Raw genomic sequence first — 15911 nt, forward strand, 5'->3', positions numbered from 1 at the left:
AGCTCTTGTCTAATTAATTGATTAATAAAAACAATCACACACAAGCACAACAAAAAGTTGTCGAGGAATTAACATGAAAACAAAGCAAAACATCACTCTTTGCTGGAAAAAAACAGGGCTTGCGGTATTACTATCTTTAACAGCGGCTTGCTCTGGTGATAACAAAACCCAACAAGAAGATGATTATGCACTCATCATTCTTGAAGACGGACAAACTGTAGATGACGTCATAAATAAAAATGAAAATGATAGCGATGACGAGGCAAATACAGATGACATTCCAATAACCAGCAACCCAGAAAGCGAAGGTCAGCCATTATTTTTCAACCCAGAAAATTCTGAGCAAGCACTGTCTGGCTTTGAATTTTGTTGTGGTGGTTATAACACTTATCAAGCTCACGGGTTTGATAAGCTAACAGGTGATTTTGCACAGTTAGACGGTGGTTTTTGGGCTGCAGATATCTCAGGTCACTTAGGTGAGCGCGTATTTTCTAGTTTTGCAGATGGCTTTAACTTAGAAGGTGAGGCACTTGGCCAACTAGGCTTTGCGTCGACAGGTTCGATGGTAAGTCCTAAATTTACAATACAATCAAACTATATCAATTTTTTAATTGGTGGTGGTAATAATGGTGTAACAGACGCTAATACAACTGCAATTGCGCTTTTAATTGATAATAAGATAGTTCGCCAAGCAAGTGGAACCAATGCTGCTATGCAAGTTGATTGGCAAACATGGGATGTTAGAGAGTTTAACTCTCAACAAGCGCAAATTAAATTTATTGATCATCACTCTGATGATAATTCAGATACTGACTTACCTTATTTATTGGTCGACGAAATTCGCCAAGCTGACAGTGCAGCCAAAGTGCCTAGTCAAAATAGTAAATTAATAAAGGCTATACAAACAACCACTGCGCCTGCGAGTACGGGTCAAACCGCATTTTCTCGCGTGTCAAATGCAGAACAGAATATTGCGGGATTTGAATTCTGTTGCGGTAAATTTAATACCTATGCAAATCATGATTTTAGAGCGACTGGCGATATGGCCAAATTAGATGGTGGTTGGTGGGCTGCAGACATCACGAATCATGTTGGTGAAAGAATTTTTTCTAGTAGAGCGGATGGTTTCCTCGCTGACGGGACCCAGCTAGGTTGGATTGGAAACGAAGCCACTGGCACGCTATCTTCACCCCCATTCACGATTACACATAGTTATATTAACTTTCTAATTGGCGGTGGTACAAACACATTTGATAGTGAAAAAGCAACGGCAATTGTCCTACGAATAAATGGCAAAATAGTTAGGCATGCTACAGGTAACGGGCTATCAGACAAGCTCGACTGGTTTACTTGGGATGTTAATAGCTTAATCGGTGAAACGGCTGTTATTGAAATCATTGACCAAGATAACACTGCTGACGAAGCAGCACTGGCTTTTATTATGGCAGATGAATTTAAATTATCCGATTATGCCGCCGTTGAGCCTTCAAGTGAAAGTATCGTCACCCAACTGAATCAACACTCGATACCGTTACCATTAACTATGGCAGACCCTAACCCGGTATTTTTAAACGGTGAGTTTTATATTTATTACTTAATTGACACAGCATTTCATGATTGGTATCTAACGCGTACTACGGATTTAATTAACGGTACTTTTCCACAACGAGTGCTAGAAGCGACGGGCGATGCACAAACACAAGACCAGTGGACGGGCTCTGGGAGTGTTATTAAAGATAATGACAACATGGCTCATTTATTTTACTCAGGACATAACCTCGATTTCTCTCCTGTTGAAGCTGTTATGCATGCAACAGCAACAGATAACACGCTGACTAAATGGGAAAAGCAAGTTAATAACACATTCAGTGGTACAGGATCATACAGCGACTTTGATTTTCGTGATCCTGAAGTCTTTTATAATGAACAAACTAACAACTACTGGATGTTATTAACGAGCCGCTATAACGAAGATGCAGCTATTGCTCTTTATACTTCTAGCGATCTCAAAACTTGGCAGGCACAACAGCCGATTTATACTGCAGATAAACCACTTAACTTTGAAGTTCCTGATTGGGTGAGTTTCAATAACGGACAAGCAATCATTTATTCTGATCAAAATGATCATGAGCGAGATGTAAAATATTTAGTAAAAAATGAAGACTCGTGGATAACTGGTAAATACCCTTCACTCGATGGAGAATTTTACTATGCAGGGAGAACTACAAGCTCCCCTACTCAAACCTTGATGTTTGGTTGGGTTGCCCATAAAAATACTCGTTCGAATATAGGCCGCGCTGATTTTGGCGGTGACTTAGCAATCCATCAAATATCAATGACTGAATCGGGAGAACTAGCGGTATCAATACCTGAGCAGTACTTAAGCGCATTAGCTACACCAGTAGATGAAGATACACAAACCCAATCAGCACAAACCAATAATGATAATTCACTATTGGTTTCACCAGGTGATCAAGTGCTACTAGGTAGTAACAATAAAATCAACCGTCTTCATTTTAATATTTCAAGTGACGATACCGACAACCGATTTGCTCTGGTCTTTCCTGCCTATGAAGAGAGTACGCAAACGGCTAGTATAGAAATAAACACAGCCACAGAAACAGCCACTTTTTATTTCGGCGATTCACTCTCTCAATCAAGCTCTAACGTCACCCTCACACCTGAACTAGAAGGTGAACCTTTATTCCGTCGTGAAGAAGATCTAACTCAGCATATAGCTGGTTTTGAATTTTGCTGCGGCGGTTATAACACCCTAGCAGCCCACGGTTTTACTAATCTAACCGGAGACTTTTCTAAGCTAGATGGAGGTTGGTGGGGTGGCGATGTAAGCAACAATGTTGGCGAACGAGTTTTCTCGAGTTTTGCAGATGGCTTTGATGAAGATGGCACAGCATTAGGCTGGATCGGAAATTCTGCAACAGGAACAATGGATAGCCCGTCATTTGTGATCTCACAGCAATATATTAATTTCAAAATAGGTGGGGGTTCAAACCAGTTCGACCATCCAAAAGCAACTGCAGTTGTGCTTGTAGTTGACGGCCAAATTGTACGCAGTCAATCAGGTAAAGATACGCAACCCGATGAGAATAATAAACTCAGCATACAGTGGACAACCTGGGATGTTGAAGAGTTCATTGGAAAAACAGCCTTTATACAGTTTATTGATCTACATAATGACGACGGCTCAGACAACAGCTTAGCTTACCTTCTAGCTGATGAATTTAGAGCAGCAGCATTACCTGCGGTACTGGGTGAGCAATCAGCACCTACTTCAGAAAGCCGAATAGACTCACAAGTTGTCGTTCCAATTGATTTAAAACAGGGCATAACAGTGGATCTTCTTTTACAACCAGAAAGTGGCTTTGGCACCGCATATATCAATGATTTTAGAGCACTAAGCTTTAGACTTTATGATTTAGACAAACGTCAAGTTGGCATCTATAGTAAACAAGGCACACTTAATATAAGTGAAATGACGCGTTTCACTGAGGCAACAAAACCTTAATAAACTACCTCTGAGGTTTTTAACTAGAACCTCAGAGGTTTCTTAAGAGTTCAACTTTAAAACATTTAGTTCACCAAGCTAGCAGCGCTATCTACATGACCTTTTTATTTAAATCTACTTCTTAAACCCAATTTAAATATGACAATGATTTTGTTGATTAATATAATATATATGGAAATTCAAAATCCATTCACATTTATAGATCAAATCATCAGAACTAATGCACGCTCTAAGATTAACTTTACTGGCCAATAATTATGTTTATTTACTCTATAATTAAATAGAATTTTCGCTACTTAGTGCGAGAAAGCATTTATTAATTACTTATGACTAAGCAGAAGTGATTTGCTGCGGTAAATGCTGTACCATTACAAGGAAATCAAGCCTGTAGAGGTGGAAAATTATTAGCCATATTTAGCGATTAAAAGTGTTTAAAATGATAATAATACTTAATTAACTTAGATAATTTTAATCAATGCTAACGCCTTGTGTTAAATAAAAAACAAAAGCAAATTGACAAGGTAAAATAAGAAAGGTAACTTACCAATTAAGGTTGTTTTTTTACCAATTTATTTACCAATTAAGCGACGTAATTTTCTCTTTATCTGTCGCTTACTAATTTAACTCACTAACATGCAATCGCAGTATATAAAAAATGGGGAATGTAAAATGAAGAGGCGCAGACGTTTTTGGAACGTTGTTGATAAGTTAGAAGCCGCGATAGATCAAGGTGTCTATCATGTTGGTAGCCGCTTACCAGCAGAACGTGAATTAGCAGAAACTCACCAAGTAAGTAGGCCAACAATTCGCGAAGCGATTATCGCGCTTGAAGTCAGAGGTCGTGTTGAAGTAAAAACAGGCTCTGGGGTTTTTGTCACTGATAGCAACAAAGTTACCGTTAGCGACCAACCTATCAGTGCATTTGAATTGACGCAGGCAAGAGCATTAGTTGAGGCAGAGGCAGCTGCATTAGCCGCAGCAACAATTCAAGAGCACGAGCTGGCTGCTTTAAAGCAAAGCCTAGCCGATATGCAAATACCTGAGCTTGCTATTGAGGCAGATCAACGTTTTCATGAAATAATTGCAAAATCAACGCGCAATAACGCTATTGTTATGTCTATCCAAAATTTATGGAAGCTCAGGCGCACTGAATCGCAAATTATTGCGGCTTATGATGATGTATGTTCACAAAGTGATGAACAACGTTTACAAGAGCACACATCTATCTATGACGCTATCGCAAGTCATGATTCATCAGCGGCGCGTAAAGCGATGCATAATCACTTTAACCGCCTGATCAATGCGCTTTTCGCTGCCAGTGAGAAAAAAGCATTGGAAGAAATAAAGCGTAAAACCAGTGAAACACGTGGTTTGTATTCTATCTCTCATTTAACACAGTAAAAGAAATTTAAATCCCCTTAAAAGGCACATTACTGTGCCTTTATCTATTTGTATCCTTGTCGTTCTATATCTGCACTAAATCCCCTGATATATTCTGCGACTAAGCTAAAAATAATACCAATCGTGTTAAGTTACTGACCATTTATAGCGACAGATAAATGGAGTGATAACAAGGCATAAATTTTGACATGTAGTTGTTCTACATGAAAAATTTATAACGCAGTTAGCGCTTTATTTAGCCCGCTAGAATGGTTAAATATTTAAGTCGATTGGTATAAATCATTGTGCGACAGTAATACCTAGCAACTTGTGTTGCTATAACTGTTCAGTAACTTAATAGATTAAAAAGTGGTTTAGGGCTGAGAACAAAAAAAAGCAAGCCTTAATAAAGGCTTGCTTTAATATCAATTATCCTAATTGATACTCTCACACACTGTTTTTAAAAACGGTAGCTCACACCAAAGGTGATACGGCGGTCAGTTAAACCTTGGTAACACAATAGCGAACCACCATTTACACAAGACTGGCTTACTTCTGATTCAGTTAAGTTAACTGCTTCAACACCAATATTGAGCTGATCATTAACATCGTAGCTCACACTCGCATTCAGCTGCCCACGGTCTTCTTGTACCACTGGGAAACCCCATGGGTAACTTGATGTACTACCGAAGTCTTCTGAGCGATAACCTTCACGCCATGTATAACGTGCACGCGCTGAGAAACCATATTTTTCATAGTACAAAGTAAAGTTATAGGCATTTTCAGATAAATCTATCAACGGTTGTTTAGCTGAAACTTCAATGTCTGAGATACCTGTAGTCAGTGCGAATACTGCATTAGCACGGCTTATCGCATTATCAATTGCTTCACCACCTGATGACTCTTGATACGTATAATTTGCCATTACACCAAATCCAGATGCCCAGCCTAAGTCACTCTCAAAGCTAGATAAATCATACTGAAACGCAAGTTCAATACCTTGTTGTGTACGAGTATCTGAATCATTCACGGTTGTTTGTGTTGGTACACATACACCTACACCAGGCTCAGGACCAAATACATTGATATCGGCAATAGGGTTAAATGTACCACCACCTTCACAAGCAGGACCTGTGGTGTCGCGGAAACCCGTCGCTGGATCTTCGTATGGGTCAACTTGCTTAGTTACATGTAAGTCTTCACGTTTTTTATGGAAATAGCCTACACTCACTAATGCTGATGGTGCGAAATACCATTCAGTAGAGATATCAAATGAAGTTACTTCTTCTGGCTCTAAACCCGGATTACCAATAGCTACCGCTGTATTTGGGCTTGTGCTATATGAAACTGAGGTAGATAGGTCATCGTAATCAGGACGACGAATATCTTTTGACCAACCAAGGCGAACAATTAAGTCTTCAGCAACGTCAGCAATAATATTTATACGTGGTAATAAGAAATCATAATCAGCCTCAGACACAATCTGCGAAACGACTTGATCGCCATTGCCATCAATTGTTACTGAATTACCAGTAGAGGTGATATCTGTTTGTAAGTAACGTACACCAAAGTTACCGCGGAACATTTCATATTCAAAGTTTGCCTGTGCGTATAATGCATGTGTGGTCTCTTCAATATCAAAGAACGCACTAACTTGTGATGTAGGTGAACTGATTGGTGCACGATCAGAGCCTGTGATGGCATTGTTAGCAACGATTGCATCGTTTAATACATCAAGCACATAATCAGGGTTAGAGCCGGCCAGCTCAGGATTCACTAATAAGAAGTCTTTAATAAATAAAGAACGACCATCTGCAGCGTTAAAGTTATCAGGACCCGCTACCAATAGTTCTGCAAATAAGTCACCCGTTGGGCTCTCAGCCATACTTCTCAAACCAACATTATCACGAATTTGGTCTGATGTGCTGCTTGACTTGTTATAGCGATAACCAAAGTCAACAGATCTAATAAGCTCATCAAAATAATAAGTAAAATCAGCTCTGAATGCATCTTCTTGGTTTTCTGTGGTATCACGTCCTTGGTTAACATCACGTAATACAACATTAGCTGGGTCTAAAAGCTGAGCACTTGTTGGTGCATTTGCTTCACTTTGAGCAATACCAAACGCCAATGCCCCGCCACTTAAGTCATACTCAAATGGTGTACCATTTTCATTCGAATCGTTCACAGCAACATTAGGGTTAATAAAGTTTAATGTTGTGTTGAAACTCGGTGTTGTTGAATTAGAACGAGAAGTTGAAGCTTCTACGCTAAATAGTAAGTCATCGCCTTGCCACTCACCACCAAGTCTAAATATTTGGCTATCTGTTTGGCGTGAGTTTGTGTCACTTGAAAAACGTAAGTTAGCATCACCACCACCATCTTCAACTGGGATCACACCTTTTAATGCCGCTTTTATGCTGCCTAAGTCTTGACCATCTAAGACACCAAAATTAACATCTTCAAACTCAGTTGGCACAGATACATTGCGTAAATCACTTACGCCTGATGCTTGCACACGCGAGCTCTCTTGACGGCGGTCTTGGTCATTCACTACGGCATCAAAAAAGAATTTTGTATTACTAGTCGGCGCCCACTCTAAGCTACCTGCAAAGTTCATGGTTTCTGATTCATAGTTATCATAATCTTGAATCAAAAATTGGATTGGTAAGAAATCGAAAGATTGTGCACTTGCCGCACCACTATCAGCTGCTACAACATTGTCGCGGTCTGCACGTGGGCGAAATGCGGTTACATCTTGCTCGGCGTAGCTGGCACTCAATACCACACCAAATTCACCACCTGAGTCTAATTCCCAGTTATCTCCCCACGCAGCTGATACACGCGGTTTAATACCATCAGTTGATAAGCTGCTATCTTCACCTTGAATACGAAACGATCCTAGCGTGCCATCTAACTGCAGTGGGCGAATTGTACGTAAATTAATAGTTCCACCAACAGAGCCTTCGATTGTTTTTGCTTGTGGTGATTTAATCACCTCAACAGCAGAGATCATCGATGCAGAAACATCTTCAAAACTAATACCAGTACGTCCTGAACCTGAACCAACAGTCGATACCCCATTTATTTCTGTACGATTGGCATTAGTACCACGAATTTGAACGCCTGTACCAACACCCGCTTCACGGGTGATCTGTACGCCTGTAATGTTTTCTAATACCTCTGCTAAGTTTTGATCTGGCATTTTACCAATATCAACAGCTTGAATAACTTCAACAAGGCTATCTGCTGAACGCTTCTCTGCCAAAGCATTGGTGAGTGATTGTCTAATCCCTGATACTTCAATTATTTCGACATCATCTGCAACTTGTTTTTCTGTTTCTTGTGCTGATGCAACATTTAATGCCGTAGCTGAAAGTATCGCTAATGTAACGCTAGATAATTTGTGCTTCATAGTTTTTCCTGTGTGATCGAATGCTATGTTTATTTACTTGTTGTCTTGTTACCGTTTGCCTTCACAAAAGGTTAACCAAATAATTACACCTGAATGAAAAAAGATCAACCCCTTTGGTAATAACATTTTAAAAAAACATCAACCAATTGTTATTACCAATAATACAAACTAACAAAAACCTTTAATAACCAATTGATTATTAACATCAAATTAGGATTTGTTTTTTTGTGGAGCAGGAAAAGTTTTATGTTATAAGACTAATGTAGCGGTTATAAAGGCTTCACAACATAAATTGGCTAACCAATTATTTTTAGTTGTAAAAAAAGGCGGTTACCCGCCTTTTTTGTTTACTTTCAACTAATTAAAACTTGAAAGATACCCCTGCAAATAAGCGAGGGCCATAATCATTAACTTCACCTAGGTTACCTTCAGTAAAGTAATCTTGAGATTTAGGCTGGCTAAATAAGTTAATTGCTTCGAGTTTAACTCGTACATGTTCATTAACTTTATATGATGCACGCGCTTCCCATACACCAACCGCATCAACATAACGTAAACGGGTTGAGTTACTCGTGTAAGGTTGGAAATACTCACTACGATATTTATAGATAATCGCTGTATCGAAATCGCCAATTTGATAATACAACTGGCTGCTCAGTACATGCTTTGAGAAACCAGGTACCGATGCAGGTGATACAATACCAGCTGTTAGCTGAGTTGTATTACCATCTAAGTCAGTAACGTAAGTATCACCATATAAACTGTCTTCATACTCCATGTCTGTATCAGCATAGTTATAACCAAGCTTAATACCAATACCGCTATCCCAACGATAGGTGATTGAGGTTTCAATACCAAATAGGTCACTTTCTTCATCTGTGGTTACAGAGTTAGTAATTGGCAATGTTACCGTTTGCCCGCCAACGATAAAGTCTTCTAATACCGTTTGTTGCTGGAATCCACCTTGGAATTGTTTATAGTAAACACCAAAGGCGAAGATAGCATCTTCATTAGGATACCATTCAAAAGCAGCATCGTAGTTCCAAGACATTAACGGTTGCGTGTTAGGGTTACCAGAACCATTTACACCTACGAATAAGTCACCAAGTGATGTTGGTGCCGATTCTTCATCCGTTTGGAAAGTACGGCTATAACCTAAGTTCGCTGGATCAGGACGTGACATACCACGGTATATACCACCACGTAATAAAATATCTTCACTGTAATCGACTACAAGGTTGAAGCTGGGTAGTACTTCAGTGTAACCACCACCGCCTTCAATTTGCTCAAGCGATTCACCAGGCACGAGTGTCAATGAACCATCTTCATTCGTAACTACTTCAAAGGTGTTTCTAAAACCTAATGATGTAACATCAGTATCAACTACACGCACACCAAAGTTACCACGAATATATTTGCCGAACATTTCAGTGTCATAATTCGCCATTAAGTAAACTGAGGTGGTTTTTTCTGTTACATCAATAGTACCTGCATTTTCATACTCAAGTTCTGGGTAAGCAAACGCACCGCCATTAGATGCTGCCAGTGCTTGTGAAAAACAGACATTGTCATAGGTTGCCCATGATGAACCTGTGCCGCTAGCAACTACGTTACCATCGCTATCTACATGAGTCAGGATATCACCATCTGACACACTTGATAAAAAGCCTGATTCAGGGAAATCAATTTGGCAGCTTTGTAGTACATCTAACGCAGGCGTCACACTCTCATCCAGTGTATATTCAGTACGAGAACCATTACCTTGATTACCACCATATTGCACAAACGTCAGCTCTGAGGTTCTTACACCACCTTGGATACTGGTAAATACGTCGCCACCTAATGTGTATTCAAAATCAACGCGTGCACCGATAACTTCATTTTCACGCGCATTTTCGCGGTCAAGACGTGTACGTAGGCTATCGGTATAATTTGAAATATCCGTTACATCAAAATCAGTAAGTGTAAAGTGTGGAATATGCTCTCCCATATCCCAGCTAAAGAATGGGCGGTCAACAGTTCTACCACGGTTTGAAATTTGCAACTCTTCACGCTTAGTTTGTGAGTAAGAAACATCAAAATTTAAATTTAGGTTATCTGTCGCTTGATAATCTACATTCAAGCCATAGCCACGGTAATTTTCTTCACGAGAAAATTGCTCGCCTGCAGATTCAATTCGCTCTTCACCTTCCCAATGTAAAATACCACCTGCTTGGTTAGTCACCAACGAAGGGCCGGTGATGCCAGGTGTCGCACGTTTTTGTAAGAAAAGTAAATCATGGCGAGCTTCTGCTTGAGTTCTATCAGAAATCTGCGCATCTAAGTTGATATCCAATACATCTGAAGGTTGGTATTGTACCGCCATAAAGATTGCATCACGTTCGTCTGATGTTTCATTTTGACGGAAACTGCGGCTACTGCCGGTCCACGCATAAGGTGTACCATCGCTTTGAGCTTTTCCTGTATCTGGATCAATCGCGGTCTGATAGCCTTGATTGCTACTTCCACTTACCTGATCTTCACAATCACCAGCACTACTGCGATAGAAACCTTCATTGGTATTGGTTGGATCGTTTAAACACGCCCATAATGAAGAGCCAGTTGGGCTTGAACTTCTGTATTCCGCTTCTGGTTGACTGATGTCTTGACGCTGCACGCCAAACGACACACCTACAGCTTGACCATTATCAAACTCAAACTGATCTACATAACTAAAAGTACCGCGAAAGCCCACATCACTTTGTAATGAGTTCTCTACATTACTTTCATCAGGGTTGTAGTTGACTTTAACTTCACCTTGAATGCGCTGCTTACCAAAATCAAGTGGCTGAACTGTCTCAAGTGCAATAACACCCGCTACACCACCTTCAATCATTGATGCATCTTGGGTCTTATAAATCGCTATTTTTTTAACTAACTCTGATGGAAACTGTGAGAAGTTTACTGAGCGATCACCACTACCATTTGTCGCTTCACGACCGTTAATATGCGTTGCGCTTAGGAATGGGCCTAAACCACGAATCGTAATTTCAGTCGCACCACCATTTTCACGGTGTGATGCAGCCCCTGTGATTGACTCAAGTGCTTCACCGATAGAAAGCGCTGGTAAATCACCAATGTCATCAGCAGACAGACCATCTACTACAGTCGTTGCTTCACGTTTAATCGCGATTTGATTTTGAATCGTTCTACGTGAACCCGTTACACTAATAATTTCAATGCCATCATCTTCAGCCGCCACGTTTTGTGCAGGCGCTTCCTGTGCATGAGCGCTAAATGCAAGCGAACCTGCCACACCGGCAAACATTGTGGCTTTAACTAACTTAGCAACAGGACGCAGTGCAAACCGAGTGCGTTCCTGTATATGTAATTCAGTAATCTTTGTGTGTTCTTTGTTCAACGACATGTCGAGATCTCCGTTGTTATTATATAAGGTAGCTTGTCGCTACCTTTTTATGTTGTCTAAAAATAAGTGCGGTACTTACTCAGGTTGTACTTTCCAAGTAGAACCAACACCCACTTCTGAGGCTTGAATATAGTGTAGGCCTTTAGCACCAGCGATTGCTTGAGCACCACTAAGCTCTGTTTCAGTTAATGTATTATCTGCGGTGATAAGTGCGGGCGCTTCTTTACCGTTGGCTGCTGGGTCTTGGTCGACGGCACCATCAGAATCAAAATTACCATTGCCATTTTCTTTTCTAAAATCTACCCAGAAGTCATCTTCAACATCACCAGATGCATAACTATCTGTGAAACCATAGTTATTTGAGAAGTTAGAAACGGTGTGATTAATTAAGTCACAATCATATTCAAAAGCATGGGCGCTAGGTGAAGAAGCATAATCAAAGTTTAGAAAGTAACCTTGGCTTGTTGCTAGTGAATTGTCTTTTTCACCAACACCATTAGCAATTAAGTTAGCGTCAAAATTAATTTTAAAGAAGTTCTTTGTTAAGCCATAAAGTACGGCATTGTTATCAGGAGTTAGTTCATCACAGTCGCCAACCCCCGCTTTAGAGCCTACTTCAGTACTAAACACAATAGGTTGGATAGAGTTAAGCACAGTGTTATTTTTTACAGAAAGCGTAAAATCACCTGAGCCATCAAGAATTGCTTGGTTGCCCGAATTTGGCACACCACCCGTAGCTTGTGAGAATGGGTTTGGTGTAAATACAATGCCTCCTGTTTCTTTACCATCAGCACGAATACCCGCAATATAGTTATTAGTAATTTTATGACCTAAAGGTGTTACTAACACACCACTAGGACGATCATTACTATCTTTAACATCTGTAGTGCGAATGATAATGTTATCGCTTACGGTATTAAATGCACCGTCTTCTAACGAAATTGCGCCGTTAGGGTTGATAATTGTATTACCGTGAATTTTCGCGCCAGATGTTTGCACGCGCATTAAACGTCGGCCAGATACAAAGTTATCAATGCGATTGTATTGAATAGTGAAATTTGCTGTATCAGCTGCATCAGTACCTGTGGTACTACCTACATTTAATAATAATAAGCTAGAATCAGCATAATTAGGGTTAATACTCTCACCAAACAAATTGTACTGTACAAGGTGATTAGCACTCGATGAAGCCATTTTAATCACTGACCCTTTTGCCGCATTATTACGATTACTAAAGGTATTGCGCTCTACGAGTGCTGAATTACCTTTTAACACCAGCCAATGATAATCAGTTTTATTTAAATCAGCTTGGTCGCCATCCATGGTGTTTTCAGAGAAAACAAAGTTATCTCCTTCTGAATAGATAACCGCATTTTCTTCATTGGAACAAAATGAACTTGCTTTCGTATCTATGTTTTTAAAAGTAAGGCCAGTCACAGCGGCACCATCAACTCCCGCAGCTACATGGATACACGCTTCACCTAAAATAACCGGTGTTTGCCCTTCAACAGCACGAATAGTAACAGCGTTTGTTAATAGTATTTCAGCTGGATCGGCGTATTGATTTGAGTTCAAACCAATCACTGACCCCGCTACCACACCATTTAATGCGGTAGCCAACTCAGCAGCGTTATTAACCACTTGCGTATAAACTAATGAGTCAAGTGAGCCAGTCACTGTTTCTGGGTAGCCATCATTATCAGTATAGCTTGCAGTTACAGATATTATCGCTCCTGCATAATCAGTGGGTGTAAACGTTTTACTGTTACTGTTGGCAATCTCAACACCGTCAGCGGCCCATGTATAAGTGACACCCGCTTCATCAAAACCATTTTGCTCAACCAATTCTGCAGTTAACACGGCGTTTGATAAATATGGCGCAGAACCAATAATATTGAGCGTACCATCGATATTAACCGCTTCTTCCGATACCGCTAATGTCGCTGCCGAGACATTTTCTTCTGTAAAACCATTGTCATCGGTATAGCTAACTTTTACCGTAATGACTTGGCCTAATTGCGCTGGTGAAACAATATATTCGCTTGCAGTTTCACCACTAATAGCAACATCATCCGCTAACCATTGGTAAGTGATTGTGCCACTTGCACCGTCTTCATCGCTAACTACTGCAACCATTGTATTACCAATAGTGGGTGTGCCATTAATTGTTACCATTCCTTGAGCGTTAACTCGCTCAACCGCGCTGGTAGCAGCAGACGTTGCTGACTCACTAAACCCACGATCATCTACAAATGTTGCAGTTACCGTGATCACGGCACCGACATGTGCTTCAGTTAATACCAGCTCAGGTAATACTTCACCATCAATTTGCACACCATCAGCAAACCAAGCATAAGCAACGGTTTCACTATCAAAACCGTTTTGATCACTGACTGTGGCTGTAAGGGTAGAACCAATCAATGCATTACCAGTAATGGCGACTGCTGCATCATAAGCAATTGCGGCAACCTCTGCGGTAGCGTTACTAACGCGCGATTCATTCGTGCCGCCATTATCGGTGTAGCTTGCCTGAGCTGAAATCGCAAAGCCAACTTGTTCATCAGTAAGTGTGAATGATGCGCTGTTCGCACCTGCAATTAATTGACCATCTGCATACCAGTAATAATTGATATCTCCTGAGATACCATCAGCATCAGTAACAGACGTGTTTAACGTTTCGCCAGACAGGGGAGTACCAGTTAGAGCAATAGAGCCCAAAGTGTTATCATTATTTTTCGAGTCTGAATTACAACCTACAATTGCCAGCGCGACGGCACAAAGTGCAAAGTTTTTTAAGTTCATATGGCTCTATTCTCCAAATTCATGGTTTAATCTCTAATAGTTATTGTGTGTTATTACCAAAATACAGCTTAAAATTATTACCAAAAAGTCAATTTTATAATGAATTGTTAACTTGTTTGGTAATATAACCATAATCGAAAAGAATTTACCACTATATCCGCTCAAAAAACATAACATTTAATTCACACCACTGCTAAAAGTCAGAAAACCACTACAACATCGGGTATGACCAATAAGCAGTGACAACTCACCAACAAGGTAAGCACACTGTTATTACCAATTAATATTAACCAGAATGTAATTTTAATAATGGGATAAAACGCTTTTTGAACGGGGAGCTAAAAGGTAAACAGCGCACTCTGTACTTTGTTTACCTTTTGGAGGGCTTTTAGTGTTGGTTACTTAAATGATAAAAAGTAGCTTGAACATAATCTTGGGGGTTGCCTGTGTTGTTTTGGTTATAAACACCGGCTTTAAAGTACATATATTGATTGTTTTTGCTATAACCGCTATCACTCATATCCATAGATTTAGTAATGTTAGGCTTTCCTTGACGGATCAAGGTTACAAACAAAACATCATTTTCCACAGTAATTTTATAACTAAACTTTTCATTTAATTTAATACCGTCAGTGGGATCAGCCAAAGTGTGGGAGCGGCTACCAACAAGATCTACCCATACATCATCGCCGTCGTTGATCTCATGAGCAAAATAAATAGCGCCATGCTCATTATCAGGTAGCTTACGATAGTATAAGCGGATTGGTTCATCATCAGTCGCATGTATTTGACCAATAATAACGCGCCCTACTTTTTTTATGTCTCCGGTTACAGATACACGGTTAACTGCGAGCGTTGCTTCCAAGCTGCCTTCGACTGCCCCAGCTTTTCTTTTTACTGAGCTATGAGCTGAACTAAATACCCAATTATTTTCCGTGATCCCTTGAGTTTTTACTCGCGTGTTACCTCGTCTGAGCATTTCACGTAATTCAGTACGGGCATACTTAGTGTTTTTAGAGGTTTTGGCACCTTGGTTAGGACAGGCAAATACCATTCCACCATCTGCAGCCGTGTAAAATAATGGCTCTAGTTTAAAACCATCACTTAATGGCTTTTCCCAAACGATATCTGCTTTTTGATCTTTATTAAGATCTGTGGGTAAAGTTAAATACCAATTAAGTAAATCAAAGTTTTCGCTTGGTGTTTTACTTGCATCTAACTTAGTAAAATCACCTAACAATACACCTGCAGTTAATTGCTGGTGCGACTGTGGAATAGCAGCTGCTTGCTGTTGTGCATTCACACCACAATGCCACGCAACCGTCGCTAATAATGTTAATGCAGGCAGAAATATATTGTGTTTTATCATTGCATTCTCCGCG

6 protein-coding genes are annotated in these 15911 nt (G+C 40.1%); 2 read left to right on the forward strand and 4 right to left on the reverse strand.

The genetic code is table 11. The annotated features are described in order from the left end of the window. Nucleotides 1-73 precede the first annotated feature (73 nt). Together PHAL_RS0100060 and PHAL_RS0100065 are read left to right on the forward strand one after the other, a co-directional pair. Complete coding sequence (locus PHAL_RS0100060; RefSeq protein WP_016706348.1) at nt 74-3526, forward strand: hypothetical protein; 3453 nt, start codon at nt 74-76, stop codon at nt 3524-3526. Between the two features lie 669 nt (nt 3527-4195). Beyond that, on the forward strand, nt 4196-4927 hold the full coding sequence (locus PHAL_RS0100065) for a FadR/GntR family transcriptional regulator (RefSeq protein ID WP_029215947.1): 732 nt from the start codon (nt 4196-4198) through the stop codon (nt 4925-4927). Nucleotides 4928-5366: 439 nt separating this feature from the next. Here the strand turns inward: PHAL_RS0100065 and PHAL_RS0100070 are convergent, their stop codons facing one another. The 4 genes from PHAL_RS0100070 to PHAL_RS0100085 all read right to left on the reverse strand — a co-directional run bounded on the left by PHAL_RS0100070 (nt 5367) and on the right by PHAL_RS0100085 (nt 15898). Next, the gene (locus tag PHAL_RS0100070; protein WP_016706350.1) at nt 5367-8321 is read right to left on the reverse strand and encodes a TonB-dependent receptor; all 2955 of its coding nucleotides are present in this window, start codon (nt 8319-8321) and stop codon (nt 5367-5369) included. 361 nt (nt 8322-8682) lie between these two features. Further along, nucleotides 8683-11727: a TonB-dependent receptor gene (locus PHAL_RS0100075; protein WP_016706351.1), complete on the reverse strand. Its 3045-nt coding sequence runs from the start codon at nt 11725-11727 to the stop codon at nt 8683-8685. 75 nt (nt 11728-11802) lie between these two features. Next, nucleotides 11803-14529: a hypothetical protein gene (locus PHAL_RS0100080; protein ID WP_016706352.1), complete on the reverse strand. Its 2727-nt coding sequence runs from the start codon at nt 14527-14529 to the stop codon at nt 11803-11805. A 388-nt stretch (nt 14530-14917) separates the two neighbouring features. Then, the gene (locus PHAL_RS0100085) at nt 14918-15898 is read right to left on the reverse strand and encodes a polysaccharide lyase family 7 protein (protein WP_016706353.1); all 981 of its coding nucleotides are present in this window, start codon (nt 15896-15898) and stop codon (nt 14918-14920) included. Nucleotides 15899-15911 lie beyond the last annotated feature (13 nt).

It is taken from the genome of Pseudoalteromonas haloplanktis ATCC 14393, assembly GCF_000238355.1.
In the GTDB taxonomy this organism is placed as follows: domain Bacteria; phylum Pseudomonadota; class Gammaproteobacteria; order Enterobacterales; family Alteromonadaceae; genus Pseudoalteromonas; species Pseudoalteromonas haloplanktis.